28 protein-coding genes and 2 pseudogenes are annotated in these 24,458 nt (G+C 56.8%); 7 read left to right on the forward strand and 23 right to left on the reverse strand.

What is annotated here, in order from left to right; genetic code table 11:
* Window positions 1-5 precede the first annotated feature (5 nt).
* From G5V57_RS26830 to G5V57_RS26840, 3 genes are read right to left on the reverse strand one after another with little or no spacing between them, the layout of a single operon-like run.
* Window positions 6-1,349, reverse strand: coding sequence for a sensor histidine kinase KdpD (locus G5V57_RS26830; protein ID WP_165171127.1), 1,344 nt, complete (start codon window positions 1,347-1,349; stop codon window positions 6-8).
* Window positions 1,349-2,014 carry a response regulator transcription factor gene (locus G5V57_RS26835; RefSeq protein ID WP_165171129.1) on the reverse strand — a complete coding sequence of 222 codons (666 nt, stop codon included), beginning with the start codon at window positions 2,012-2,014 and terminating at the stop codon, window positions 1,349-1,351. Before G5V57_RS26835 ends, G5V57_RS26830 begins: the two co-directional genes overlap by 1 nt.
* Window positions 2,014-2,358 (reverse strand): PepSY domain-containing protein, encoded by a 345-nt coding sequence (locus G5V57_RS26840; protein WP_246737382.1) that lies wholly within the window; start codon window positions 2,356-2,358, stop codon window positions 2,014-2,016. Before G5V57_RS26840 ends, G5V57_RS26835 begins: the two co-directional genes overlap by 1 nt.
* Before the next feature lie 456 nt (window positions 2,359-2,814).
* On the opposite strand from G5V57_RS26840, the gene G5V57_RS26845 reads away from it, so the two are divergent.
* Window positions 2,815-3,108, forward strand: coding sequence for a DUF1488 family protein (locus tag G5V57_RS26845; RefSeq protein ID WP_165171131.1), 294 nt, complete (start codon window positions 2,815-2,817; stop codon window positions 3,106-3,108).
* Window positions 3,109-3,450: 342 nt separating this feature from the next.
* Here the strand turns inward: G5V57_RS26845 and G5V57_RS26850 are convergent, their stop codons facing one another.
* The 8 genes from G5V57_RS26850 to G5V57_RS26885 form a co-directional block, all read right to left on the reverse strand.
* The gene (locus G5V57_RS26850) at window positions 3,451-3,744 is read right to left on the reverse strand and encodes a universal stress protein (protein WP_165171133.1); all 294 of its coding nucleotides are present in this window, start codon (window positions 3,742-3,744) and stop codon (window positions 3,451-3,453) included.
* Window positions 3,745-3,751: 7 nt separating this feature from the next.
* The gene (locus tag G5V57_RS26855) at window positions 3,752-5,035 is read right to left on the reverse strand and encodes an NRAMP family divalent metal transporter (RefSeq protein ID WP_165171135.1); all 1,284 of its coding nucleotides are present in this window, start codon (window positions 5,033-5,035) and stop codon (window positions 3,752-3,754) included.
* Between the two features lie 45 nt (window positions 5,036-5,080).
* Complete coding sequence (locus G5V57_RS35420; RefSeq protein WP_165174278.1) at window positions 5,081-5,221, reverse strand: universal stress protein; 141 nt, start codon at window positions 5,219-5,221, stop codon at window positions 5,081-5,083.
* Window positions 5,202-5,558, reverse strand: a complete 357-nt coding sequence (locus G5V57_RS26865; RefSeq protein WP_165171137.1) for a hypothetical protein — start codon at window positions 5,556-5,558, stop codon at window positions 5,202-5,204. Before G5V57_RS26865 ends, G5V57_RS35420 begins: the two co-directional genes overlap by 20 nt.
* A 135-nt stretch (window positions 5,559-5,693) precedes the next feature.
* Entirely contained in the window at window positions 5,694-5,924 is a 231-nt protein-coding gene (locus G5V57_RS26870; protein ID WP_165171139.1) for a hypothetical protein, read from the reverse strand.
* Between the two features lie 99 nt (window positions 5,925-6,023).
* Entirely contained in the window at window positions 6,024-6,182 is a 159-nt protein-coding gene (locus tag G5V57_RS26875; RefSeq protein WP_165171141.1) for a hypothetical protein, read from the reverse strand.
* Window positions 6,164-6,673 carry a hypothetical protein gene (locus G5V57_RS26880; RefSeq protein WP_165171143.1) on the reverse strand — a complete coding sequence of 170 codons (510 nt, stop codon included), beginning with the start codon at window positions 6,671-6,673 and terminating at the stop codon, window positions 6,164-6,166. The genes G5V57_RS26875 and G5V57_RS26880 overlap by 19 nt, the downstream gene beginning before the upstream one ends.
* Before the next feature lie 4 nt (window positions 6,674-6,677).
* Complete coding sequence (locus tag G5V57_RS26885; protein WP_165171145.1) at window positions 6,678-7,385, reverse strand: helix-turn-helix domain-containing protein; 708 nt, start codon at window positions 7,383-7,385, stop codon at window positions 6,678-6,680.
* A gap of 508 nt (window positions 7,386-7,893) precedes the next feature.
* On the opposite strand from G5V57_RS26885, the gene G5V57_RS26890 reads away from it, so the two are divergent.
* Window positions 7,894-8,616: a response regulator gene (locus tag G5V57_RS26890; protein WP_165171147.1), complete on the forward strand. Its 723-nt coding sequence runs from the start codon at window positions 7,894-7,896 to the stop codon at window positions 8,614-8,616.
* Here G5V57_RS26890 and G5V57_RS26895 read toward each other — a convergent pair.
* The 9 genes and pseudogenes from G5V57_RS26895 to G5V57_RS26930 all read right to left on the reverse strand — a co-directional run bounded on the left by G5V57_RS26895 (window position 8,613) and on the right by G5V57_RS26930 (window position 16,476).
* On the reverse strand, window positions 8,613-9,482 hold the full coding sequence (locus G5V57_RS26895; protein ID WP_165171149.1) for a universal stress protein: 870 nt from the start codon (window positions 9,480-9,482) through the stop codon (window positions 8,613-8,615). The genes G5V57_RS26890 and G5V57_RS26895 overlap by 4 nt on opposite strands.
* Before the next feature lie 76 nt (window positions 9,483-9,558).
* Window positions 9,559-11,115, reverse strand: a complete 1,557-nt coding sequence (locus G5V57_RS26900) for a PAS domain S-box protein (protein WP_165171151.1) — start codon at window positions 11,113-11,115, stop codon at window positions 9,559-9,561.
* A 77-nt stretch (window positions 11,116-11,192) separates the two neighbouring features.
* The gene (locus G5V57_RS35425; RefSeq protein WP_371744639.1) at window positions 11,193-11,366 is read right to left on the reverse strand and encodes a universal stress protein; all 174 of its coding nucleotides are present in this window, start codon (window positions 11,364-11,366) and stop codon (window positions 11,193-11,195) included.
* A gap of 744 nt (window positions 11,367-12,110) precedes the next feature.
* Window positions 12,111-12,472 (reverse strand): annotated as a pseudogene (locus G5V57_RS35430) (DUF1003 domain-containing protein).
* Entirely contained in the window at window positions 12,436-12,786 is a 351-nt protein-coding gene (locus tag G5V57_RS34600) for a hypothetical protein (RefSeq protein ID WP_246737385.1), read from the reverse strand. Before G5V57_RS34600 ends, G5V57_RS35430 begins: the two are co-directional and overlap by 37 nt.
* A gap of 47 nt (window positions 12,787-12,833) precedes the next feature.
* Window positions 12,834-13,707: pseudogene (locus G5V57_RS26915) on the reverse strand (alcohol dehydrogenase catalytic domain-containing protein).
* Entirely contained in the window at window positions 13,707-13,997 is a 291-nt protein-coding gene (locus tag G5V57_RS26920) for a host attachment protein (RefSeq protein WP_165171155.1), read from the reverse strand. Before G5V57_RS26920 ends, G5V57_RS26915 begins: the two are co-directional and overlap by 1 nt.
* Before the next feature lie 615 nt (window positions 13,998-14,612).
* On the reverse strand, window positions 14,613-15,113 hold the full coding sequence (locus tag G5V57_RS26925) for an OmpP1/FadL family transporter (RefSeq protein WP_165171157.1): 501 nt from the start codon (window positions 15,111-15,113) through the stop codon (window positions 14,613-14,615).
* A 676-nt stretch (window positions 15,114-15,789) separates the two neighbouring features.
* Window positions 15,790-16,476 (reverse strand): pentapeptide repeat-containing protein, encoded by a 687-nt coding sequence (locus G5V57_RS26930; protein ID WP_165171159.1) that lies wholly within the window; start codon window positions 16,474-16,476, stop codon window positions 15,790-15,792.
* Window positions 16,477-16,599: 123 nt separating this feature from the next.
* Here G5V57_RS26930 and G5V57_RS26935 point away from each other — a divergent pair, with 123 nt between their 5' ends.
* From G5V57_RS26935 to G5V57_RS26945, 3 genes are all read left to right on the forward strand, one after another.
* Entirely contained in the window at window positions 16,600-17,583 is a 984-nt protein-coding gene (locus G5V57_RS26935) for an ABC transporter ATP-binding protein (RefSeq protein WP_165171161.1), read from the forward strand.
* A gap of 188 nt (window positions 17,584-17,771) precedes the next feature.
* Window positions 17,772-18,614 carry a universal stress protein gene (locus G5V57_RS26940; protein ID WP_165171163.1) on the forward strand — a complete coding sequence of 281 codons (843 nt, stop codon included), beginning with the start codon at window positions 17,772-17,774 and terminating at the stop codon, window positions 18,612-18,614.
* Between the two features lie 586 nt (window positions 18,615-19,200).
* Entirely contained in the window at window positions 19,201-19,725 is a 525-nt protein-coding gene (locus tag G5V57_RS26945; protein ID WP_165171165.1) for a flavodoxin domain-containing protein, read from the forward strand.
* A 241-nt stretch (window positions 19,726-19,966) separates the two neighbouring features.
* Here G5V57_RS26945 and G5V57_RS26950 read toward each other — a convergent pair whose 3' ends face one another.
* Window positions 19,967-20,461: a plastocyanin/azurin family copper-binding protein gene (locus G5V57_RS26950; RefSeq protein ID WP_165171167.1), complete on the reverse strand. Its 495-nt coding sequence runs from the start codon at window positions 20,459-20,461 to the stop codon at window positions 19,967-19,969.
* A gap of 768 nt (window positions 20,462-21,229) precedes the next feature.
* On the opposite strand from G5V57_RS26950, the gene G5V57_RS26955 reads away from it, so the two are divergent.
* Both G5V57_RS26955 and G5V57_RS26960 read left to right on the forward strand, forming a co-directional pair.
* On the forward strand, window positions 21,230-21,655 hold the full coding sequence (locus G5V57_RS26955) for an Hsp20/alpha crystallin family protein (RefSeq protein ID WP_165171169.1): 426 nt from the start codon (window positions 21,230-21,232) through the stop codon (window positions 21,653-21,655).
* Between the two features lie 21 nt (window positions 21,656-21,676).
* Window positions 21,677-22,072, forward strand: a complete 396-nt coding sequence (locus G5V57_RS26960; protein ID WP_165167746.1) for an Hsp20/alpha crystallin family protein — start codon at window positions 21,677-21,679, stop codon at window positions 22,070-22,072.
* Between the two features lie 594 nt (window positions 22,073-22,666).
* Here G5V57_RS26960 and G5V57_RS34605 read toward each other — a convergent pair.
* Both G5V57_RS34605 and G5V57_RS34610 read right to left on the reverse strand, forming a co-directional pair.
* Window positions 22,667-23,119 carry a DUF5681 domain-containing protein gene (locus G5V57_RS34605; protein WP_371744641.1) on the reverse strand — a complete coding sequence of 151 codons (453 nt, stop codon included), beginning with the start codon at window positions 23,117-23,119 and terminating at the stop codon, window positions 22,667-22,669.
* Window positions 23,116-23,397 carry a hypothetical protein gene (locus tag G5V57_RS34610; RefSeq protein ID WP_246737387.1) on the reverse strand — a complete coding sequence of 94 codons (282 nt, stop codon included), beginning with the start codon at window positions 23,395-23,397 and terminating at the stop codon, window positions 23,116-23,118. Before G5V57_RS34610 ends, G5V57_RS34605 begins: the two co-directional genes overlap by 4 nt.
* Window positions 23,398-24,458 lie beyond the last annotated feature (1,061 nt).

A 24,458-nucleotide genomic window follows, 5' to 3' on the forward strand; every position in this document is an offset into this window, starting at 1 on the left:
GCTGGTCAACCGTGTCTCGGCAAGGCGACGGTCACAACCAGACCCGGATCGGCATTGGCCATGGCTAGCCGGCCGCCATAGGCCTCGACAATGTCGGCGACGATGGCGAGGCCCAATCCGCTGCTGCCACCCTTGCTGTCCAGCTGGACGCCCCGCGATAAGGCGGCTTCTCGGTCCGCAGGGGGAATCCCTGCACCGTCGTCGGCGACGGCGATGGTCACTTCGCTGGCGGTCGCGGATGCGCTAACGCGAACCGAGGATCTTGCGAAGCGCGCCGCATTCTCCACCAGATTGCCCAGGATCTCCGACAGATCGCCTTCATCGACCGGTGCTGTGAAATCCTCTGCAATGTCGAGCTCGAATGAAAGCTGTTTGCCGCCTGGCGTGCGCTTGACGACCGCGATCACGCCGGCGGCGGTTTCGCGGCCCCGGCACGATGCCTTGCCCGAAACGCCGGGTGCCAGCCGCGCCCGCGCCAGCTCTCGCTCGACATGGCGGCGGATCGCACCGGCGCTCTTCTCGATCTCGTCAGCGAGTTCGGTCTCGCCCTTGCTGCGTAAGGCGCGTATGTCGGCCGAAAGCACCTGCAGCGGCGTCTTGAGCCCGTGCGCCAGGTCGGTGGCGCGCGCCCGGGCACGAGCAAGGGCCTTCTCTTGTGCATCCAGCAGGCGGTTGATTTCGTTGGCGAGCGGCTGCACCTCGCGGGGGGCCACCACATCAAGCCGCGCTGTTTTCTGCGCGATGACGTTGCGAACGGCGACCCTCAGGTTTTCCAGCGGCGCAAGGCCGACGGTGATCTGGACGAAGAAGGCCGCAATGAGTGCCGCGGCCAGCACAACGAGTGCCGGCGCGAGGTCTTGGACATATTCGCGCACCGAAACCTCGACGCTGCGATGGTCCTCCGCCACGATGGCGCGAAAGGACCGGCCGTCGGCATCGGTGATAGTGCGCTGGACGGCAATGGTAAGCTCGCCGCCGGGCCCCGGTAGCTCCTCGATCTCTCTCACTTCGCCACTCTCTGTCTGGGCCGGCAGGGCAAGCGATGCGTCCCACAGCGAGCGCGAGCGCACGATTCTATGGCGGACCAGGTCTTCCACTTGCCAGTAACGGCCTGACAGGGGATTGGCGAAGCGCGGATCGGTCAGCTCCGCTGCGACCGACAGGCGGCCGTCGGCGGCGAAGCTGGTCGCGCCGATCAGTTCATTGAGATCGACGGTCAGTTCGCGGACAATACGCCGCTCGACATTTAGTTCGAAGAGATAACGCAGTCCGATCCCGGCGATGGCAAGGGCGACGAGGATCGAAATGGTTGCCGCCAACCAGAGCCTGAAGCGGATCGAGTTGCCCATCAGGGCGGTCCGTCCGGTACGAGATATCCGAACCCACGGCGGGTCTCGATCACATCGTTGCCGAGTTTGCGGCGCAGGCGCGCGACGATGACCTCGATCGCGTTGGGATCGCGATCATTGCCGGACTCGTACAGATGCTCCGCGAGTTCGGTCGGCGCCACCACGCGCCCGGCGTGATGCATCAGGAACGCTATCAACCGGTATTCCAGCGGCGACAGCGCGACGGGGACGCCGCGTAGCGAAAGGCGCATCTGGCGCGTATCGAGCCGCAGGGGGCCGGATTTCAGCACGGGTGCCGCCTGGCCAGTCGAGCGCCGAAGGATAGCACGCAGCCGGGCCAGCAGCTCCTCCATCTCGAATGGTTTGGGCAGGTAGTCGTCAGCCCCGGCATTGATGCCTTCGACGCGTTCGGTCCAAAGACCCCTTGCCGTCAGGATCAGGACGGGAAAACGGCGCCTGTTGGCGCGCCAGTGCTTCAGCACCGTCAGGCCGTCGAGCTTCGGCAAGCCGAGATCCAGTATTGCTGCATCGTAGTTCTCGACGTCGCCCGCGAACCAGGCAGCTTGGCCGTCCCGCACGGTGTCGACAGCCATTCCGGCACCCTGCAGGACCGCCACGATGTCGTCGGCGATACGGGATTCGTCCTCGGCAAGCAGGATCTTCATCAGTCGCCCTCTTCGCGGGGAATGACTACCCCGGCGCCGGCGTCCACATCGACGACCCTGCGGCGCCCGTCGGCGGCAACGACCTGGAACCGGTAGACCCACCGGTTACCCATCCGGATGAAATCGACGGCCACGATGTCGCCTGGGGCCTGGGCGCGGACCATGCCCAGGATATTGGACAGGCCCTTGATCTCGCCTCGTTCGTAAAGATCCCGCGCCCGATCATGGTCCCCGTCATCGTCCATGTCGGCGCGAGCGGCGAGCGGCCAACCCAGGACGAAGCCGGAAAGCCCCACCATAGCGAGACGCTTCAGAACGGTTTTCATGAGCGACGTCTGTTGCATACCGGAGCTTGCAATTTGCTGTCGATAGCGTTCTATCCGCGGGGGATATATCTGAAATCGCTTCGAAAGGTAACGGTACTGGGCGTCGAATTGCTTGTTCACCTCATACCCGCCCGTATAGCTAGCTGACATCAATATGTAGAGCCAACCCCCGCGCGCGACCAGTTTTGGTTGCCAGGGATCATGTCCTAGGAGCGGTGAAGATACCGTGGCAACTTGTGAAATTTTCTGCACAGTATTAGACAAAAGTAGCCCCGGCGACAGCGCCGAACGCTGCCGATCCGCTCATATGTGGTAGTACAATGCCTAAGAAACTTGAAAAGGTTCTGTCGATGGCTGATCCACTGCTGACAACCAAGCTCAAACGCGCCGGCAACTACCGGCCTGGCCCTGGTCGCCCACCAGGTTGCATGAGGCTTACTGCCTCCGACATGAACATGGAAGAAGGGAAGGGATATGGGTCAGCTCGCTTTCCTGGATGAAGACAGGCGGTTTGACGGGCAGTGCATCCGCTTTATGGGGATCGACGGCAAGGACGAGGTGACTTGCGGGGTGACGACCGCGGCGCTCAAGGAATGCGACCCTCACATGCAGCGTCATGGTCTCATTCCGTCGGAAGCATTTTTCGAGGCGTTTGAGAGGCTCATCGTCGCCATCCACGATGCCGCACGATCCAAATACGAGCGCGGCGAGTTCGAACCGGAGGGTAGCGTGCGGATCGTGGTTCATCGCCGCGATCTCTCCCCCTGAAGCGCTAATGGAAAGGGCGATGGACCGGTGGCGCGGGTCCTGAAGATTCAGCCGCCCTAGATGCCAGATCTTGGTAAGTCCAGCCCCCGCGGAGCCCGTCGAATCGATGCTTAGTCGGAGCGTCTGAGGAGGGCCAGCACAGCACCTACGTCGTGGCTATTTCGGCAAATGATATCCCTGACCTTGGACTGAAGTTGAATGGCTAGCCAGACTCCGCCTCACCGCACATCAGCGTCCATCCGACAGGCGCCATTTGCATCCTTGATCGGCCATAGTCGACGGACTGTCGCATGGCGCCGACCTCGCTCGCAATGACGGAGATGGCGCGACGATCGGGTTCTTCTAATGCGATACGAAGACCGGCAGCGAAAATTGGCGCAGCAAATCCCGGGTCACACCGCCGAACAAGGTTTCACGAAAACGAGAATGGCTATAGGCGCCGGCGACGATCATGTCAGCATCCTCCATACACCGGGAAGCAAACAGCGCCTCGATGACCGACAATTCCCCTGTATCGGGCCATGGCTCCGTTTCCGCTTTCCGAGAATTGCCTGCCGCCTGATTCAAGAAATCAAGAAAGCTCCATCCGTCGCGGAGCACGTCCAGTCGAGCCAGCGCACTCTCTTTCCCGGGCATTGTTCACTCAAAGCACCAGGAACCCGATAGTCGCCAGCGCCATGACCAGCACGGTCAGTCCTCCCATCAGCACCATCCATCGTGGGGCCGTCAGCCTCCCCATGACGCGCGGGCTGCTGACCATCATCACCATGATTGCCATCAGCGGAACCGCAAGTATGCCATTGATAACTGCAGCCCAATAGAGTGCGCGGATCGGATCGAACGCGGTGAAGCTGACGACGACGCTGCCGAGCGTCGCCACGGCAATCGTGGCATAAAACGCCTTGGCCTCGCGCGGTCGCCGATCCAGTCCCTCTGGCCAGCGGAACATCTCCGCGACGGCGTAGGCAGCCGAGCCGGCGAGCACCGGGACGGCCAGCATGCCGGTGCCGATGATGCCGACCGCGAAAATCGCGAAGGTGAACTCGCCGGCGATCGGCCGGAGCGCCTCGGCCGCCTGCGCGGAAGTCTCGATCTGTGTGATGCCGTTGGCGTGGAGTGTGGCTGCGGTGGCGAAAATGATGAAGAGGGCGATGAGATGGGAAAAGCCCATGCCGAAAAGCGTATCTGTTCGAATGCGGGCAAGCTCGGCACCTGCCGCACGCGTATGAGTGGCCAGTCGTGCAAGATGACGACGATGCAGTTCCTCCACTTCCTCGCCGGCTTGCCAGAAGAAAAGATACGGGCTGATCGTCGTGCCCAGAACAGCCACAAGGGCCATGGCGTGGTCGCTGTCGAAGGCAAATTGCGGAATGACTGCACCGCGCAGGGCGGTTGTCCACGGTACGTCCACCGCCAGCACCACGGCGACATAGGCAAACAGCGAGAGGGTCAACCACTTCAGGGCCATCACATAGTGCCTGTAACTGATGAGGATCTCGAGGCTCGCACAGATCAGTCCGAAGACGATGGCATAGAAGAGCTGAGACCCACCGACGAGCAGCCGCAAGGCGGCTCCCATTGCCGCCAGATCGGCACCAATGTTGATGAAGTTGGCGACGAGGAGCAGGAGAACGGCAAAACGCATCACCCATGGCGGATAGTGTCGCCTCAGGTTCTGGGCGATGCCTTGGCCGGTCACGGCGCCGATGCCTGCGCTGATCCCCTGGATCGCGACCAACAGCGGGTAGCTGAACGGAATTGTCCAGCCGAGGGTATAGCCAAATTGCGCGCCCACTTGGCTATAGGTTGCGATGCCGCTCGGGTCATCGTCCGCGGCGCCTGTGATCAGCCCGGGTCCCAATGTTCGCAGGAAGCTGGTCCGCCGTCGACGCGGTTCATCGGGTAGCTTTGATGTCGGCTGCTCCATCTCAGTTCACCTGCGGGGCCGGCGCGTGCCGAATGCTTTCGCGGCTCAGTGCGAGAATAATACCGGACAATTCATGCCACTGAGAACAGACCGGGTCGCTCCGCCGAGAATCAGCTCACTCAGACGCGAATGACCATAAGCTCCCATCACAAGCAGGCCGGCTCCGCTATCCGATATCTTGGTCAGTAGGGCCTCGCCGGCCTCCCCTTCCCCCCGTAGAGAGGGGTTCGATCACCGCCTTGACGCCATGGCGCGACAAAGCCGTGGCAAGATCGGCGCCGAGCAGGCTGCCAGGACGGGGATGTTCCATTTCCGGATCGACCCAGACTACGCGGACTTCATTCGCACCTGTCAATAGCGGCACGCTGTCGAAAGCGGCTCGCGCCGATTCACGCTTTCCACTCCAGCCGACGATGACGAGTTCGGCCACCGCGCTCGTCCCACCTTTCCTCGGCAAGACAAGGGTCGGTCTGCCAGTAGACAACAGCATCTGCTCGACGAAAGCGCGACCCGTGACGGACAATCCCCCATCCTCCGGGGGCTGGTTGATGATCGCGATATCAGATCGGCGCGCATAGTCAATTACATGATCCGTAATGCTGGGAGCTATCGAATCCACCAAAACGAAGTCGCTGCGGACACCTGCCACTTGCGCGAGCTATTCGAACAAGTCTCGCACGGATTTCTCGGCCTTTTGGTATGTCTCTCGATTGCCTTCGAAGACGACCGGCATGCCAAAGTCTGCCCCAGCATAGATCTCGACAGCAGGGATGACGTATAGGCCCTGGAGATGGGAATCAAAATTACGGGCGAGCTCCGCCGCGCATATGAGAAGAGCCTCGTTGCGCTCGAGATCGTTCAGGTTCACCAGAATCGTCTTGTATGTCACAACATTCTCCTTTGGATCGGACACTGGGTTCGCGAGGATACACAAGGCCGATGCCGTGGCATTGACTGAGGTCAATTGATCAGGAGACCAGATCATCGCCTATGCGTCTGTGCAGCCCGAGATCGCCATCACCGTGTAGTACATTTCGGCCGCGGATATGGACGCGTCGGCGCAGAACCAGACTTTCGAAGCCTGAGCGGCGGTCGGCTGCGCGCGAAGAACCTCCGGCGTGACGCTGATCAGGTCTTTTGCGAGCATAGGCAAAACTGCTCGATGCTGTCGGCCAGATCAAAATCATGCACTTCCACCGATCCTCGGCAGCTGCGTAGCAATGTCCTGGTTGCAAGGCGTTCCTCGACCAGGCCATCAAGCTGGACGAGCAGTAGAAATTCACCACCGGCAACGGCTTGCGCCAAACGTTTGGCATGCGTGGGAAAGAGCCAGCGTCCCAACAATCCTTCGAATGCCGAGGCATCCTGTGATATGCTCTTCGGCAAGACAGGTCCGCATGCGAGTGCAACAATTCGGTCCTGCCCTGTCTGGAAGTCGAGGGAGCGCGACTTCCCATTCACGATGGCGCTGAGTTCAGCGGATCTCTCCCGGCCGTGAGTAAAGCTCGCTTCGCGCCCGACGATAGAGATCGCTTGTGGCTCAAGCTCATTGTGGACCAGTTGCCGCAGGGCACGCAAGGCGTCGTCGAGATTGGCCACGACCGCGAGCGCGAAGCGCCTATGTGCCGCCTCTTTCATGGCGTCACTCAACGCAATCGCCTGCCGCCAGCGCTTCCAGACGTTCAATATCGAGGATGATGAGCTTGTGGACTTCCGGCAGCCGAATGATCCGCTTGACCTTCAGCTTGGCGAGATTCCGACTCACGGTCTCTATCGTCAGCCCCAGAAAATCGGCGATGTCGGACCTGCTCAGCTCAAGGTTGATTGCGGGCGAATTGTCCTGGCGGCGGTGCAACTCAAGAATAAAGGCAGACAGCTTCTCCATCGCGGAGCGACGGTTGAGGACGGCGATCTGGCCTCGCGCATCCTCGAGTTCTTTCGATAGAAGGCTTACGAGTTGCGGTGCCAGCGTTGGCTCGTCGCGCATGTGCCGATAAGCACTATTCTGCTCTAAGCAACGGTATCTCACATGAGTGATCGCTTCGGCACTGCAATGCCGTTCCGAGGTAGCTTCAAAGCCCACGATATCGCCGGCAAAGCGCAGGGAGATAATCTGACGCCGCCCGTCGCTCAGCACGTGATAGATGCGCACGATTCCCGATTCAATCCGGTAAATTTTATGATTTTCGTCTCCCTGATGATACAGATGCTGATGAGGATCTAGGCTGCATAAAGATTGGCAAGATAGCAATTGGTCGAATGTTTTCAGGCCTTTTGAGGGCTCACTTACGCTCGCGATCTGGAGCGGGGGGCGGTAGTCACGTTCTGAATCTGCTGCAAGGGTTAACATGGTTCACTCCTGAGCATCTGTTCGGACCTCAGTAAGCTCTCCCTGCTTCGCCCGCGCTTGCCCCGATTGTGCCGGTTTGTGGCAAATTGTGCCAAGTGGCCGGAATGGCGCGAAATCAGGTTGGCTGATGCCGTCCCACCTGACGCCTTCGGATTCTACGTTTTGCGCGCTCGCTCCAATCTGGTCGAGATAGACTCGTCCTCGCCCAGTAACCGGACGCGACAACGGTGCTATATGCCTCGAATCATGAACTGGCGAAGGCTGTCTTGCTTTTACCGTCCATGCGGAGGCGGGAGGAAGCCGTGCTCCATGTCGCCGGAGAGGCGGTCAAACGGGGTCCAATGTCAAGGTGGGTGTTAGATGGAGAGGCCGCCGTCGGGAAGGTTTTCCTGATTTGGAGGTTCTGTCTCCAGCCTCTACTGGGATCCAACCATTTGGAAATTTCCCAACCATTTGCGGAGATTCCGGCTCTGTGATACTCACAGACCCGGCATGAGTGCGAGCTCCCTTGAACACCCCTTCCATACATATTGTCGTCGTCGATGACGAGCCGCCTATTCGGACGCTCCTGCGGAACTGTTTTGAAGCGGAGGGCTATAGAGTCAGCGAAGCGGCAACAAGCGAAGAACTCTTCAATCTCGTGAGGAGCGGTGGTGTCGATCTCATAACACTCGATCTGACGCTCGGGGCTGAAAGCGGTCTGCAAATCGCGCGAAACTTGCGCACCATTTCAGAAATTCCAATAATCATGGTGACAGGCAAGGGTGACCTTATCGATCGCGTCGTAGGTCTTGAACTCGGTGCCGATGACTACATAGCCAAGCCGTTCCATCTGCGTGAAATACTCGCACGGGTCCGTACTGTCTTGCGACGGGCTGACAGGGCTTTGACCGAGCCTCTTTTGGAGAGTGAGGTTAAGTACCGCTTCGACGAGTGGGAACTCAACCTGGCAAAACGTGAATTGCGTGAACCCGACGGAACTCTATGCCCTTTGACCACAGCGGAACTCGACCTACTGGCCGTGCTCATCAAGCGTCCGGGGCATGTTCTATCTCGGGAGGCGATCATGGACCAGCTCAAAGGCCATGATTGGGCCGCCAATGATCGCGCCATAGATAGTCAAATATCGCGGCTGCGCAAGAAGCTTGGCGAGGACTCCGAAAGTTTGATCAAAACCGTAAGGGGAGTTGGCTATAGCTTCTCCACCAAAGTGACAAGGACCTCGACCTAATGCAACATGAATACCGGCCGCGCGCCGTCCTCAAGTACGGACTGGGTGCATCCTCCGAACAGGATCTCCCTGATTCTTGAGCGGCTGAATCCGCCCATCACCACGATATCCGCCTGCCTACGCAGGCTTGCCGACCAAAGCACCCTTACCGTTGGCCGATGACCACGGTCGTGGATCTCAAGCACCGGGTTAATTCCATGCCATCCGAGCTGATCGCTCAGCTCAGAGAGTGTGTCTGATGCTTTGTCGGCGTCCTCTGGAACATTGAGAAGAACAACCCTGTCCGCGGCCTTAAGCAATGGCAGGGCGGCGGTGAGCGCGCGCGCAGCAGCTGCCTGATCCTTCCACCATACCGCTATTGTGTCGAGTGTCATATCTCGGCAGTCATGTGGGACGATTAGAACCGGGCGCCCCGTTTCTGTCGCCAGGGCTTCAAGAAGGTTTCTTGACCAGGTGCGTTCAGCACTCGAGCGGCCGACAATAGTCAGATCGTGGGTGCGAGCTGCCTTGATCAAACCCTCAATGCCTGCGGTTATTGGATTGGAGCTCCAGTTTGCGGTCACTCTGTCCATGGCTGCTGCGTAAGACGCCTTCGGTATATTATTCATCTTACAGAAACGGCTCACGTGCGAGCGGGCATTCGCTATTGCGTCCTTGGCATTGAGCAGGGTCGTTCGGAGTGCGAGTTCTACGGCGTCGCCGCGTGCAAACTCGACATGAGGATTATAGTCCGCAGGATTTATCGCATTAATGGGACTGTGAAGGAAATCGATATGGGCATTCAACGGCTTAGCAATAGCATACGCAGCGCCGAGCACTGCATCGTCGGTTTTCGTCCCGCTGACAGCGACCAATATCGATTTCATGACTGCACCTTGTTAAACTCTAATGCCTACGTAACCAGAGTGTCGCTAGAATGATTTGATGCAAATCAAACCCGCTTCACGGCGGTCCGTTGAGCACGGCGTCCAAAGCGCTGCGTAGATCAGCGAGCCGATATGGCTTACGAAGCAATTTTATACCGCCGAGATTCTCCGTCCGGAGGAGATCCTCGGCATAACCTGAAGTCAGCAATATCCGAATTCCGGGATATATTTCCCTTGCTTTTCTGGCAATGTCATATCCGGTAAGCCCTCCTGGCAGCATGAGATCGCTGAACAGCAAATCCACCTTGAGCCCGCTTTCAAGGAATCTGATAGCGCTCGCCCCATCTGACGATTCATAGATCTTGAATCCGAGCGTCGCAAGGCGTGTAACCGTCAAATCACGGACACCGTCGTCGTCTTCGACAACAAGGACGGTTTCGCCGCGCCTTGGCGACGGTTCGGCATCAGCTGCAACTGCGGCATCCATCGTTCCGTTCGCCCGAGGCAAATAGATGTTTATAGTCGCTCCGTAACCAAGCTCGCTATAGATCGTCACATGGCCGCCAGACTGTTTGGCAAAGCCATAGACCATGCTAAGGCCAAGGCCGGTCCCGTGCCCCCTTGTCTTCGTCGTGAAGAACGGTTCGAAGGCGCGATCCCTGACTTCCGCCGGCATGCCGGTGCCAGTGTCGGAGATAGAAATTTGCACGTAGTCGCCATGCGGCAGTTCAATTGCGTCTCCGCTCTTGACTTCGTCCATGCGGATATTTCGTGTTTCGACGACAAGCTTCCCGCCCTTTGACATGGCGTCGCGTGCATTGATAGCTAAATTGACCAGAGAGCTTTCAGCCTGAGTGGGATCCACCTTTACCTGCCACAGGTCCGGCGAAAGGACGGTTGACAGTGAGATATGCTCACCCAGCGTGCGGCGAAGCATACTGGTGACATTCAGTACCAAGTCGTTAGTTTCAAGAATTTCCGGTTCAAGATGACTGCGTCTGGCAAATGCGAGAAGGCGGGACGTAAGCTTCGCTGCAAGGTCAGCGGCCTCCTGCGCATCTCTTAGCATTTTGTGCAAGTGCTCTCCCTGTACGCTCATCTCGATGAGCTCCAGATTTCCCGTGATCACGGTCAGGAGATTGTTGAAATCGTGGGCAATGCCGCCCGTCAGCTGGCCTATTGCCTCCAGTCGTTGCGCCTGGGCCAGCTTGCGTTCGCTTTCCAAAAGAGCTTCTTCGACTCGTCTACGGTCGCTGAGATTGGTGATGATGCCGGCGAAATAACGCTTGCCCCCCGCAACAAACTCGCTGACCGACAAATCGAGCGGGAAGGTGGTCCCATCCTTGCGCTTGCCCATCACTTCCCGGCCGACGCCAATAATCTTTCGTCTTCCGGTGGAAAGATAGTTCGAAATATAGCTGTCATGCTCGTTGTGGAACGGTTCAGGCATCAGAATGCGAACATTCTGCCCAATCAACTCGTCTGCGTGATAGCCGAAAATCCGCTCCGTCGCCGGGTTGATCGAGTCGATCAAGCCACTGGTATCTATCGTGATTATGGCCGCGACAGCCGAGTTCAGAATGGCCTCGAGCTTCGAGGCTTTTGGCCCGCCGTTCGGCAGTTTCTGTTGCATGATCCAGGCTGAATTTGAGCTCTATAGACCAGCGTAGCATTGGATTGGCCCCATGCGGTAGGGGAACTCAACAGCCGCTAATGGGACAGGAATAACGGCACATTGCAGTGCCGCAGAAGAGCCTGCGTCACGCCCCCCAGAATGAGCTCCCGTATCCGCGAATGCGCAAAACCACCCATCACGATCAGGTCGACAGCCGAGTGCTCGGCATACTGTCTGAACGCTTGGGCCACGTTCGCCGTTATCCGCATGAATGGTCTTGGCAATAATCTTCACCTTGTGGGAAAGAAGGTGTTCGACCAGCCTTGCGCTAGGGATCGAACCAGATAGGTCTTTTTCACCCTCTATTTGGATCACCTCGACCATTTCCGCAATGTGCAGGATCGGCAACGCGTAAAAAAGCGCGCGCGCTGCTTTGCTGCTACCGTCCCAGGCAACAACAACACGCGGTGCACTGAATGAGGTGAAGCCAGGAGGCACAACGATGACAGGACGTCCACTATCCAACAGTGCTGCCTCTATCAGATCCCGGTCGATGTCGATTGCGTCGGATTCGCTGTCGAGAATGCACAAATCATGCAAGCGGGTTTCTCTGGTAAACCCTTCGACAAGCTTTAAACGCTTGAGCTGAGGCGAACTGACGGAAGCCGCAACGCCGATCGCGCGGGCCTGCTCGCTAATGCGTTCGGTCACCGTACGCGACAACTCCGCAACATGACGATTTTCGGAGGCCACGAGCGCCAGCCACGATACCGCTGACAAATGAATGAGGCAAAGTAAGCTTCACCGACGGTGCATATACCGTAATTTGCGCACCTGCTAGCTTTGCGAGTGAAAGGCCATAGCTGATCGCGGCGGTCGGCTCATACTTGTTCTCTACCGACAGGCCGATGAGAATGTTCTCGATATTGTAAATTTGGCGCATAAGCCGCTCCTTTCGAAAGTCCGCAACACAGAAGGCGCCTGACACCTTTTTGCTCAGTTGGGTGAAAGCATCACCTCCGATCAAACATACGGCGCACCTGCGGGCTGGCCGATGCGGCTTGGTTCTGCATGTTCTCGATCTGCAGCTCCTGGATCTCCGACAGCCTTTGCCACTGGTTGAACAGGAGGTGGTCGACCTTCTCCTGCAAGTGACGGACCTCAAGCTCCGCCTTCAGGTTGACGCGATAATCGTTGAGCGACCGCATCCGATCCTTGGCCTCTGCCTTCGCTGGCTCATCATGATGATGGGTGCCTGTATTGCGGCGATGCACAACAAGATGAGGTTGAGCAGAATGAAGGGGTAAGGATCGAAGCTATTGGTACTTGCGATATTTATCAGGATCCGAGAGCGAAGAAAATCAGGAAGCGCCAGCTTCCACCGAAATTGGCCAAATCATCCGAAACCCTCTCCGCGAGCGTGCGTCGGGCGCCATAGTCCTTTTCGATATTTGCCGAGATCAAATCACCTTGGGCCACCTGCTGCTCTAGGTGGGAGAGTTCGCCGCGCTCGGCACGCAGCAGCTCCTCAACGTAGGCGGTACGATAGCGACTGGCCTCTTGACGGCTGATCACTGCATCCGATGTCAGTGTGGGATGCTCCTTTCTGATCCTCTCGACGATGGCATGCCTCAGCAGTTCCTGCGGAACAGCTCCGAGGTGGGATAGGCGAGACCGCTGATTGCGCATTTCCGTTGTGCTCTGGGTGTTCGCTTCTTCACGTCACTTATCCCCCGTTACATCGTCAGGACCGCAGCCCCGATCAACCGGCCCACGCGCAAGTCCGCCAGGGCCTGGTTAGCTTCAGCAAGTGGGTATGTGGAAACCTGCGTCTCAATCCCGATCTGCGGAACCAGTCGGAAGAAGCTATCGCCGTCCACACGCGTCAAATTGGCGACGGAGACGATTTGGCGCTCTTCCCACAATAGTCTGTAGGGAAAGCTTGGAATATCACTCATGTGAATGCCTGCACATACGACGCGGCCACCCTTGCGCACCGCCTTGAGCGCGCATGGTACGAGGGCACCGATCGGCGCAAAGATTATGGCCGCATCGAGGAGCTCAGGGGGCGTCTCATCGGACGCGCCGGCCCAGACGGCTCCAAGTTGGCGCGCGAATGACTGGCTTTCCACATCGCCGGTGCGTGTGAAGGCGAAAATTCGTCTTCCTTCCGAGTTTGCGACTTGCGCGATGATATGGGCGGCAGCGCCGCCGTACAGTCCCAGGCGCTTAGCATCGCCGGCCCTCTGGCGGGGCAAAGACGTAGCGGGCGTCTGCGAGGGCGTGCGTTGCATATCCGCCATCCCGCGTGTAACCGGTGAACAGCGGATGGTCGCAGAGATTCTCGTGCCCGGCCACGCAATAAGCGCATTTGCCGCACGTGAAGCCGAGCCAAGAAGCGCCGACCCGCTGATGCAGCTCGAAGCTGCGGACGTTGGGGCCTAGTTCTTCTACATAGCCCACGATCTCGTGGCCGGTTACGAGAGGGAGCGGTGCCCTGGGCAATTCACCGTCGACAACATGAAGATCGGTCCGGCAAACACCGCAGGCACTCACTCTGACACGAACCTCGCCACGTCGCGGAATGGGCATCGGGCGCTCGCGCATCATCAGCGGCTGCTAGCGACCGTCTCGTCTTCGCGAAGATCGGCGGCAAGGGCCTGTATGAAGTCCGCTTCGACCTTGTCGCGCGGGTCGCTGCGCATTTCTACGGCATGCCGGCTAGGCGATCCGCTCTCACAGACACGTCCCGGCCTGTCGCGGGCGAGCTCGGATGATTTCTCATGTATGTGGGCCGAGACGAATTTCCGGAACGTCTTGAAATGGTTGGGGCCAATGCGCTCGATATAGCGAACACGACCGCCATCCGCGATTATGTAGAGTGTCCTTGGTACGCGCATGACGAGCCTCCTTTCTTGAATAACTTTGAGAGTGTTGGAAGAAAAGCGCTTTGATTTGGGTCAATTTTCACGGTGACCTCGCCGCGTCTCCATCGCCGCTAAAAGGCATCGAAATCAACTCACGATCTGGTCGTCGATATAGGCGAAATACGCACGTTCTCGGTTCCTAGCGCGGGCCTGGCTGAAGTGCCGGACAGGATATAGGCGTCTGACCCAAGTCAGGGGCAGTTCGAGTCCCTGCGCCACAGATCTCTCGGGGATGGGCCATAGAGGCCGGTTAAATTCGCCGTGGCTGTCCTGCCGGGTGGTTGGCCGGCTAATCTAGATGAGGAAAGATAATTCTGAAAGACATGGCGTTTCCGCCGCATGCTTCTATGTCAGCGTCGCCGGGCGTCCGACCCCAAGAAACAGGCCGCTTCTCAGTCTTTCCTGATAAGTTGGCAGGGAAGGAATTCGCAATAGAGGTCCTATCGCGTGTTCTAGGGTTTTTGGCGCCCATATCGTGATGGCTCCTTACGTGCCGCCAACGCCTTAGGGCGAACGGTAACGTAGGCCAACTGAGATAGTGTCGACGCTGCCTTTGGAGGTGCCGGCATAGCGGATGCCGAAAGTTGTCTAGTCGACTGGGGCGTCCTCGACGAAAAGATGCGTATAGCCAACGTCAATTGAAAGCCGTTCGTCATATTTGTAGCTTGCACCAACGCTAGTCCAAATACGGTCGGCATCCGGCAATCTCATCGACCGTGCTTGGTCAATTGTTGGTGTGATTTCATAGCTGAGACCGGCCCTGAACGTCAGATCATTGTTAATGTTGTAGTCGGCCCCGAGCGAGAAGATCCAACCATCCTCGTAGTTGAAAGTAAGGCTAGAACCAGCGGGCGAGCCCTTAAGCGGAACAATCTGCATGCGGCTCCAATTCGTCCACTCCATGCCAGCCATGACCGTGAACGTCTCGTTGACCCGTTGACGTACTCGGGGGCGGCAATGCCAGCAAAGCTCGAGCCCTCTCCGTACGCGGATTGCGTGCGAACGGCGAACCCTCCTGCCGCTGCCGTCGCGGCCACTGACGTTGTCGTCATCACGGTTGAGGCGAAAAGCAGGACGTTCATGCGGCATGTTCCCGGGCCTGACGGCCCGCCGCGATTGCTATGGTTGGGGATTTTGCAGCGCACCCTAAGCGATCATACAAGGTGCCCATTCCAGACAAAAGATCCTGCGATAGAGCGATAAGTGGCCGTGATTAAGGTGTTTCTTCCTTTTCAAAGCGCTTTAGACCCTGCGGTTCAGCGCTATCGGCATAGGCCGGGATGACCGTCTATGTGGTCATCAACGATGAGACAATAAGACGCCGATGGACACACAATGACACAAACAAGCACAACTCCGACAACCGCAGTCGACGCAGTGAGGGCACTCTAGCCTAATGGAATTGAGGGAGGAATTAATGTCGGAGCATAAGCTTCTGTTCTCGCTTGTCGTTCTTGCAAGCTTCGTGAGCTTGAGCTGGGTACTGATTGTCTATGTATTGTCCTTTCACGTCGCCCGCAGGCTCGTCGACGCACTCGATGTCGGCCAAGCGCCACGCCGCCGTGAGCTTCGCCACGTCCGGTACCCGGCGCTCCGCCATCCTCACGTGACGGGTACGTTGATTACCCAATGAGCCTCGTCGACCACATTCGAATCGTCGCGACTGATGGCACAGTAGTGACCCGCTGCAAGGCGGGCTTCGTTCCATTCGGCCAGCGATGACAGGATGGCCATGGCACAGGCGATGGTTCTGGTTCGTGTGTCCCTATTCGCGGCCGGCGCACTGCCAAGTGCCTGGGGCAACCATACTTGCTGGCAATTTGGTCATTGCGTTGCCGCAGGCCTCGTTGAGTTGCGCCTCAGCCAGATTGATCACTCCCGACAAGTCCGTGTCGCGCAAGTCGGCAAATAGCAGTGTTGCATTTTTCATATTGGCTTGAGTAAGCGTTGCGCGCCGCAAATCGGCACGACCCAGAAATGCTCCACTGAGATCCGCGCGGGTCAAGTCAGCTCCAATGAGAATGGTTCGCCCCAGAGCCGCCTTCTGCACGTTGGCTCCTGTAAGTATCGCTTCCGTTAAGTTGGCGCGATCGAGACTCGCTCCTTCAAGCCTGGCGTCCCGAAGATCAGCGCCAGCGAGCAATGCTCGATCAAGCGTCGCCTTTTCAAGGAGGGCGCCAGTCAACATGGCCCCCTTGAGCTGGGCGCGGGCGAAATTTGCCTTCCTCAGATTAGCGTTGATGAAATTGGCGCCCGTGAGGTCGCTCCGGCTGAGATCGGCGTTTTCCAAGTTGGCGCCTCGAAAGTCATAGCCCGCCATCATGCGGTTTACTTTCGAACAGCCCGACCAATTCACCCCGGGAGCGGGATAGTCGGAGCAACCGGCGAAGCCTGCCCGCGGCGCGGCGCCAAATGTCACCACCATAAACAGCGCAATTGCCCAGCGACGCACGCGAATTCTCCTATCTTCAATATTACAAGATTTCTCCCGCTGTTTGTCGTCCTAATCATAGCGCCACTTGCCATTATCCCCAAATAGGCATATCTGCCGAAGATCCAGTTCTCAGAGGTTACGATGGTGCTTGCGCACAGTCATGGGATGAGTTCGGGGATAGCGGTCGGCGCGCTATACCGCTATGTTTGGCACACGAGCCAATCCTCGCAAATACTTATCTGTATACTGACGATGGTACTGGCGCCGCTTCCGATGGCGTACCTCGAACTGCAGCGGCGCATGGTCGATGAGGCAGTTACGCAGCGAAACTTGCGCTTGTTAACGATACTCGGCACTGCCTATCTTGCTGTAATCTGCGTGAAATGTGCGTTCAAGTATACTCTCAACATGACAAAGGGTATCGCAATCGAAACAATCGCGCGCGATATCCGCTGCCGTGTGATGGTAAAGGCGGGCGAGATGTCCGGAGGGATAGAAAAGTCGCGAAGCCAGGTGACTGGCGCAACCCTAGTCTCGATATTGTCCGCGGAAACAGAAGATATGAGCGGCTTTGCTGGCGATGCCTTCGCGGTTCCGATGCTCAGCGGTGGTACCATACTCTACGTGGTCGGCTATCTCCTATGGGTGCAGCCTGAGATCGCCATGCTCGCGATAGTCGTTTATCTCCCCCAGATGGTGCTAGTACCAAGCATACAGCATAAGATTAACCGATTGGCTCGCTTGCGGATCAGACTTACGCGCTTCCTTGGTCATATTGCTGAGCATGGTGACGAGCGGCATGAGCGGATTCTTCGAAATGCTGGAAGCGCGCTCATCGACCGACTCTATCAAGTGCGCGTCTGGATTTACTTGCGAAAATATTTCCTCTCAGAGCTTGGGAATTTTCTTGCAAACCTTGGGCCGTTGATAGTGGTAACCGTTGGGGGCTATCTCGTCATCACTGGCAAAACCGAGGTTGGAACGCTCGTCGTATTCATTTCCGGTCTACAACGGATCGCGGATCCATGGGACGAATTAGTTAATTTTTACCGCGCCATCTCCAATACGTCGGTTGCCTACGCAATGGTCAGTAGCAAACTCGGACCCATGCAGGGAGACTACTAACCGTCAGCCGGCAGCTGACCCGGGTCAAGGCGGCAGGGATCATCAGTTTAATCGACACGCGTGCGTTCGAAGTGCCTGATATCGCGTCTCTGGCTAAAGTTGCCGAGCGGTATATAGGCGTTTGACGCAAGTCAAAGGCCGGTCGAGCCCCTGTGCCAGAATGCCGGCTGATTTTTCAGGGCCGTACCATGTGTTTCAGAACGATTCTTGCCTGTCTCAATGAGACAGCCAACAACCTGGCGGTCGCTGCCACGGCGAGCACCCTTGCGTGCGAATTCGAAGCACATTTGACCGGCCTCTATGTGATTCCAGCCGCCCCCATTTATCCATCGGCTCATTATGAGCCCATACCGGAACTGTTTGAGGCTCACCGGAAACATTTCAATCGCCAGTCTCATTCGGTCAGGGCGGCCTTCAAGGCCACGTTTCTCAATAACACGCTTCGCCATCAGCTGCGGATCGAGAATTCGCCCAGTCCGCTGATTGGCGATTGCGTCATAGAGCAGGGGCGCAGCTTCGATCTGATCTTGGTGAGCCAGACCGAGACAGCCTCCAAATTAGGCGTCGAATTGGACTTCGTGCCGCGAGTTGCGGTGGCGGTCGGCCGGCCAGTAATGGTCATCCCGTTCAACGCGCCTCTGGAATCCATCCCGGAAACGGTGATCATCGGATGGAACGGTTCTCGTGAGGCCGCTCGCGCCGTGTTCGACAGCCTGCCTATTTTGAAACGGGCGACGAAAATCCATATTGTTTGGATCGACCCGCCTGCCGAGCGGCAAAAGTCGGAAGCTATTCCGGGAGAAAGAATCGCTCGATCGTTAGAATCGCAGGGCATCAAGGTCGTTGTCGATCCGGTCAACAGCGGCGCAGACAGCACGGGGGATGCTCTCTTGAAAAAGGCCGCGGATTTGCGGGCCGGGATGTTGGTCATCGGCGCCTATGGCCGCTCGCGCTTGAGTGAGTTCGTCCTCGGCGGCGTCACTCGAACAGTGATGCAGAAGATGAGGTGTCCGGTTCTACTTTCGCATTGAGAGGTTAGCACTATGAAATACATTCCGGGAAGGTGTCCCGCTGAGTTTGCTCTGTTTACTAAGTCAATAGATAACTTGAAAACCCAGACTGTCTTGATCGGATGGCTAGGCCTGATGCTAAGCTCCTTAATTCCGGCACCCGCGCTAAGCCAACAAATTGGCGATGCTGAGAAAGGTCGGCAGTACGCCTTAAAGTTCTGCACACAGTGTCACGCGGTGCGCCCTGCGCAGCCGCGATCACCCTGCCGGAGGCCCCGCGGTTTGAGGATGTCGCCAACACCCCCGGAATGACCGCGATTTCACTCGCGGCATGGTTTCAGACATCACATCCAACGATGCCAAATATTGTCATGACAGATGCACAGACGCGGGACGTTATTCAATACATCCTCAGCTTGAAGAATGACTAAGCGCGAAATTACTCGCCGCGCCGCGAGCCGGACGACGTCGTTATGAACACTCATCATGCGGGTACCCTTCCCAAAATGATATAGCTGTCCGACAGGCTGGAACAAATCTACTGGCAGTTGTTCTGATGTTCGTGCAAAGCTGGTAGTCTGCACGAGGCTCACATGGGATGGATATCATGAGAATCCTGGTTGCCTTCGGAACATTGGAGGGGCAGACGCGGAAAATAGCGGAGGCTGTTGCAGATCGTGTGCGTAACCTTGGTCATGACGCTCACCTGTTTAACACCGCTGACAGCCCCGCTGACGTGCATGTGGATTTATATGACAAGATCGTCGTCACAGGATCAGTGCATCATAAACGGCATCAAGAGTCTGTCGAAGATTTTGTTACGGCGAATTTGGCCGAACTCCGAAAGAGGCCAACGCTTTTCCTATCTGTCAGTCTCTCGGCTGCGTTCCCCGAGGGTATGACGGAAGCACAGAGCTATGTTCACGCGTTTCTCGCCAGTTCCGGTTGGAATCCTACACAGTCCCATCTGGTCGCCGGGGCGTTACAGTACACAGAATACGACTACTTCCAGGAACAGGTCATTGAACATATTGTATTGAAGGGCCGTAAGGTTGAAGGACCAAAGGGGGACCTTGAATTCACGGACTGGGCCGCCTTGTCCCGGGTCGTCGACTCCTTTGTTCGGTCATAGAAGGGGCGTGCCAAACGTTGCTTTTTTTGACAACGATCCCAGGAAGAGGGCCGCAGAAGTGCAACGTCCAGATGAGCAGGCAACTGAGACCCGGGGCATCGTCGTGGCGAGGCGACAGTAGACAGATCTCTGGCCCGCGACGTTGCCACATTGAGGCGATTCAAACATTAATGAGCATCAGCGCGAGCGAAAGTTGTACAAGCATGTCTGCTGGTCCCTCACTCTTCTTGATTGAACCGCGTTATCTAACTTTCAGTGTGGTCCACATGCCCGCCATGTAGTGGCCGGGAATATTGCAATACAGAATATAGAGCCCGGGCTTCATTTCTACTGTCAGAGCACCCGACTTTCCGGGCTCGAGTTCGGAAACTTCGCCAAGGTGACCGGCTTTTTCTTCGTCCACACGGTTTTCATTCTCAACAAAAGGCAACACGACGTTTTCATTTGCTAGAGGTGCAACGACCATCTCGTGTATGGTTTCCTTCGATGCATTTGTTACTTCGAAGGTAACTTTACCGGCAGGTACACTCTTCGGGTCAATCTTGATGCTCATGATGGCCAATTTCATGTCGCCTTTCATGCCCATGCCCATGCCCATGGGCTTGCTCAAATCCATTACGCCACCTTTGTCCAGCAAAGAGACTTTAACGACGGCATTTGCGAGGGCAGGAATAGACGATGCCGCAGCCAAAGCCACAGCGATCACGCAAGACACTAAGACGTTCCATTTAGACATGGCATAATCCTTTTGCTGAGTTAACCTGTGCAGTGGCAGCATAGGGGCACTTTCGGCCGCTGGCATTGACGCAAATCAATGAGCGCTACTGCGTTGGTTTTAGTTGTCGAAACTGCGCGCGCCTCCAGGGCTGCCAGCCGTCTCAAACAACGTGAACGTCACGACCTAGGTCATGCACGCGAGCTGCAACTGCCTCCGCTATTTTCCGAGTCTGACCCTCAGATGTTCCAAAGGCAAATAGGATTCTCATGAAATCTCTCCTATCGTGTGGAGCTTTCCGCGCACCGCAAATGACACCCACTGGTCCGGAGCCCTAGACTATTCGCGTCGACTCTTGCGCGACGAAGCACGATAAGCTGCATTTGCCACTCGTTTGTCGGGCCACTTAAAGGCTAGCGTGACACGCGTTCGTGATAGCTCAATGCGAGAATATTAATGGGCATCTCATCTTGTCCAACACTGACCATCGCCGAGAACAAATTGCGCGCAACCATGAATGGTCATATGCTCCCATGTCGAGCAATCCGGCTCTTGAATCATAGACCTTAGTCAACAGAACTTCCGCGCTTCATCACCAGGACGAGTGTCATATTAGGAACATGCATTGCGCGATCCTCTTTGAAGAAACACGCGAGAGTGCTCCGGAATTTGACGCAGATCAAAGCGCTGGGCGTTCATAGGGCTAGATGGATGCATTGCGTCATTATTCCGCTAAATAGATGTCTCTTGCTTCTGACGTGGAATTTGGCGTTACAGGAGGTATGTGCGATGGCTTCCAGCTTTAGCGATCCGTTTGCGGCGCTGTTTGCTCTACAAAGAGCTTTAGATTCGCGCTTGGAAAGCAATTGGATGAGTGCCGGGACTGCTGGTAGGGGCAGCTACCCACCGATCAACATTTTCCAGCATGGAGACGATTTCGTTGCGGTCATTGAGCTACCAGGTATTGATAAGAACGACATTCAAATAGAGGCAAAGGAGAGCACGATCCGAATATCCGGCAAGAAGACGATCAATTACGACGCAGCGGCCAGCATGCACAGGCGGGAACGCACTTGGGGTGCTTTCGATAGGACGATCTCGATCCCAACTCAGATTGATCCGAACAGCATCAGAGCGGAGTACGGCGACGGTGTGCTCGCTCTATTCATACCGCGGGCGGAAAGCCAGAAGCCGCGAGCGATTAAGGTCTCATGACGATTAATGGGAGACGCTACCATGGTTGAACAAGAACTGAGCGTTCAACAGAAACGTGAAGTTGAGAAGAAGCAAGAACGCACGATACCTGCACGCGTATTCTTGCCGGTGACCGATATCTTCGAGACCGACGAAGCCCTGACAGTGGTTCTGGAGATGCCCGGCGTTGACAAGCAGAACGTGGACGTCATGGTCGAGAATGATGTTTTGACAATCGAGGGGCGGATTGACTTTTCAAAATACCAGGAGTTGCAACCAGTCTATACCGAATACAACATTGGCAATTATGCTCGCAGCTTCGAGATCTCGAGCAAGATCAAACAAGACGGAATCAGCGCAGAGCTGAAAGATGGCGTGATGACGCTCGTTCTGCCCAAAGCCGACACAGCAAAAGCTCGGAAGATTAAGGTGGGTTGATTTACAGAAAGCGCGCAACAGCGCTCATATACGCTGACCCGTGGGCTACCATCGATGAGCTAAGCCGCTTGTTTGATGAGTATGCAGAGGATGCCGTGATGGGCTTTTGCCAGCGGCAGCAGTAAGCGAGCATCACGCTGGGCCGCCGCGATCAAGATTAGCCTCTTATCCTCCGATGCATTTCCGATGCATTATGTCGCTTACGCTCTACCTGGCATGAGCGTCCGCCGAAGACGCCACAATAATTGAATATCGGCTGCCTGTTCATAGGCCTGCGTTTTTTCATCGAATCGACTGGAGGTGTTCCAGCGCATTACGAGATCGCCCGTTAGGGCCGTGAACCAGCTGCCGTCGAGCAATTCGCCCGAATGGCGCATCGGGCTGGTATGCCGGCCCAGTTCCAGGCAATCCTAAAGTCGAGTGCTGAGGACAGGAAGCTCGCGTGAAGTGCTTTGTTCTCCTCCTGGATGATTTTGATCATCTGGGGGAAGAACTGGGCTGCGCGGCTGTTACCCTTGCCGGCTGACACGGCAAGGGAACGAACAAACAGCAGTCGCCATGGGCACGGAGATGCTCCTTTCACCGTCCTTGGCCCTAATCTGGGCGGTAGGTTTCCTCCAGTAGGATTTGCTTGAGTCGTTCCTCGCCAGGAGCCGGCAACTTGTTCTTCGCTCCCTTGGGCCGACCGCGAGGATTGCCGGATTGGCCCTTCCTGAAGCGATGCTGGGCAAGCGACCTGGCATGGCCCACGTCATATGCAGCGGGCCTGATGGCGAGTGCATTTCGTGCTTGTCGTGTTCGATGGTCATTTTGCGGCCTCGACGACATGATACCTTCGCCCAGACCGCAGGCCAGCTGGACGGCCACGTTCTTCGCATAGGGTTCCCATCGCCAAATTATGCGATCGCAATAGAGGGGAGCGTATTCGCAGAGATAGGCGCGCTTCCCCGTCTTAGGGGCTGCGATGAGGGGCGAACCGCTGCTGCCGGAGAGATCGAGGACCATGCCGTTGCGGCCGGATACCTCCTTGATCGCGTCCGCAATCATTTGAGCCGGCTTGACGCTCGGGTGAAGTCGGGTTCGTCCAGGCGTCCCGCCTTGAGGGTGTTCAACCGCTTGTAGGTCCACACATTGGTTCTATAGCGGCCATGCTGACCTGTGCCCCTCTTAACGGCGAAGATCAGCTCATGGCGCGAGCGGTAGAACGTCCCCATGCCGCCATTGCGCTTGACCGAGGCAAGGAGGTTCTTTAACTCCTTATAGACCGCTTCGCCGGCAGCGATCATTTCAGCAGTATGGTGCCAGCCCATGTAAACGAAATGCACCGCGCAGTCCCTTGAGACTTGGCCCGCATTGCCGAGAGTAGCTTTCAGGAATGCCTGGAACTCTGCCCCGACATTGCGCCAGTGACCCTGGCAAACTCGCGGTGGCGACTTTTGGCAACCGCGACCACGGATCTCACATTATAAGGCGGCTCCATAAAGGCGGCATGGCCAAACCTAAAACCCGTCGGACAAAGTCCACGTGCTTCCGCTGTCCGACAATTATTTCGTCATGCACTAATGATACCTTCATCGGCCGCCGGCTACTGGCCGCGCTTCAAAATTCGGCGACGGGATACGTTGTCGAAAGCTAGAACATGGCCGTTACTCGCCTCGATGAACAGGTTGTGATCGTTGCATGGCAAAGTCTGCGACGGCGCAGTGTTCGGATCGAGCAGCGACTGCAAAATCTTCAAGAAAGTGGCCTTGGTCGAGCCTGCTCCCCCGACAGCACTAGCACCGGATAGGGTCCGCGGTCCCGCAGGCACGCCACCGCCCAGGCGATGACCAGGACGAAATCAGCATCAGAACGAACATTGGGGAACCGTCGCAGCATATCGGCCGATCTGCCCCGAGCCGGCGCCGACAACACCTGCATTCGGAAGCACCACGAAAACGCACCGGCGGATTATCGACAACCCGCCGGCGTTGGCATCGATATCTACAGCTTGCCGTGTGTCGTTGCGGAGCTCGAGATACAGACGTCCGACCAACTCTCCAAAACGCACATATAATCGTTCGCTCTGGCGCATGTATCGCGCCTTGGCCTCGAACACGTTGAGTGCCGAGTTCTGTGCCTCCGAAGTTTACATGGGACTTTAGGAGTCAACTTTTGCCCACATTTCCCCCTACCGATGTAAACGTCTGTCAATATTCCGAACCGGCAATGTTAAACACTTCTGGTCTTCCGAGAGACAAAAGCGAGATGGAAGCGACGGCGGATGTTGTCATTATGTTTACATAAGGTTGACAAAAACTCCCTCAGAAAAAATCTTGTTACGGATCAGCCGGTCTTTTCTCTCGTTCGCAGGCATAGAGTCCGACAAGGATTACTTCCGCGGCGA

The organism is Nordella sp. HKS 07 (assembly GCF_011046735.1).
In the GTDB taxonomy this organism is placed as follows: Bacteria; Pseudomonadota; Alphaproteobacteria; order Rhizobiales; family Aestuariivirgaceae; genus Taklimakanibacter.

What these genes read in the sequence shown, in the direction of transcription:
- G5V57_RS26850 (WP_165171133.1), bottom strand. Translation starts at nt 3,744, where the DNA reads ATGCCCGGGAAAGAGAGTGCGCTGGCTCGACTGGACGTGCTCCGCGAC.
- G5V57_RS26940 (WP_165171163.1), top strand. Translation starts at nt 17,772, where the DNA reads ATGTGTTTCAGAACGATTCTTGCCTGTCTCAATGAGACAGCCAACAAC.
- G5V57_RS26845 (WP_165171131.1), top strand. Translation starts at nt 2,815, where the DNA reads ATGGGTCAGCTCGCTTTCCTGGATGAAGACAGGCGGTTTGACGGGCAG.
- G5V57_RS26900 (WP_165171151.1), bottom strand. Translation starts at nt 11,115, where the DNA reads ATGCAACAGAAACTGCCGAACGGCGGGCCAAAAGCCTCGAAGCTCGAG.
- G5V57_RS35425 (WP_371744639.1), bottom strand. Translation starts at nt 11,366, where the DNA reads ATGCGGATAACGGCGAACGTGGCCCAAGCGTTCAGACAGTATGCCGAG.
- G5V57_RS26855 (WP_165171135.1), bottom strand. Translation starts at nt 5,035, where the DNA reads ATGGAGCAGCCGACATCAAAGCTACCCGATGAACCGCGTCGACGGCGG.
- G5V57_RS26840 (WP_246737382.1), bottom strand. Translation starts at nt 2,358, where the DNA reads ATGCAACAGACGTCGCTCATGAAAACCGTTCTGAAGCGTCTCGCTATG.
- G5V57_RS26875 (WP_165171141.1), bottom strand. Translation starts at nt 6,182, where the DNA reads ATGCTCGCAAAAGACCTGATCAGCGTCACGCCGGAGGTTCTTCGCGCG.
- G5V57_RS26945 (WP_165171165.1), top strand. Translation starts at nt 19,201, where the DNA reads ATGAGAATCCTGGTTGCCTTCGGAACATTGGAGGGGCAGACGCGGAAA.
- G5V57_RS26835 (WP_165171129.1), bottom strand. Translation starts at nt 2,014, where the DNA reads ATGAAGATCCTGCTTGCCGAGGACGAATCCCGTATCGCCGACGACATC.
- G5V57_RS26885 (WP_165171145.1), bottom strand. Translation starts at nt 7,385, where the DNA reads ATGTTAACCCTTGCAGCAGATTCAGAACGTGACTACCGCCCCCCGCTC.
- G5V57_RS26950 (WP_165171167.1), bottom strand. Translation starts at nt 20,461, where the DNA reads ATGTCTAAATGGAACGTCTTAGTGTCTTGCGTGATCGCTGTGGCTTTG.
- G5V57_RS34605 (WP_371744641.1), bottom strand. Translation starts at nt 23,119, where the DNA reads ATGATTGCGGACGCGATCAAGGAGGTATCCGGCCGCAACGGCATGGTC.
- G5V57_RS34600 (WP_246737385.1), bottom strand. Translation starts at nt 12,786, where the DNA reads ATGCGCAATCAGCGGTCTCGCCTATCCCACCTCGGAGCTGTTCCGCAG.
- G5V57_RS26960 (WP_165167746.1), top strand. Translation starts at nt 21,677, where the DNA reads ATGGTTGAACAAGAACTGAGCGTTCAACAGAAACGTGAAGTTGAGAAG.
- G5V57_RS26935 (WP_165171161.1), top strand. Translation starts at nt 16,600, where the DNA reads ATGGTGCTTGCGCACAGTCATGGGATGAGTTCGGGGATAGCGGTCGGC.
- G5V57_RS26925 (WP_165171157.1), bottom strand. Translation starts at nt 15,113, where the DNA reads ATGCCGCATGAACGTCCTGCTTTTCGCCTCAACCGTGATGACGACAAC.
- G5V57_RS26880 (WP_165171143.1), bottom strand. Translation starts at nt 6,673, where the DNA reads ATGAAAGAGGCGGCACATAGGCGCTTCGCGCTCGCGGTCGTGGCCAAT.
- G5V57_RS26955 (WP_165171169.1), top strand. Translation starts at nt 21,230, where the DNA reads ATGGCTTCCAGCTTTAGCGATCCGTTTGCGGCGCTGTTTGCTCTACAA.
- G5V57_RS26830 (WP_165171127.1), bottom strand. Translation starts at nt 1,349, where the DNA reads ATGGGCAACTCGATCCGCTTCAGGCTCTGGTTGGCGGCAACCATTTCG.
- G5V57_RS26895 (WP_165171149.1), bottom strand. Translation starts at nt 9,482, where the DNA reads ATGAAATCGATATTGGTCGCTGTCAGCGGGACGAAAACCGACGATGCA.
- G5V57_RS26920 (WP_165171155.1), bottom strand. Translation starts at nt 13,997, where the DNA reads ATGCGCGTACCAAGGACACTCTACATAATCGCGGATGGCGGTCGTGTT.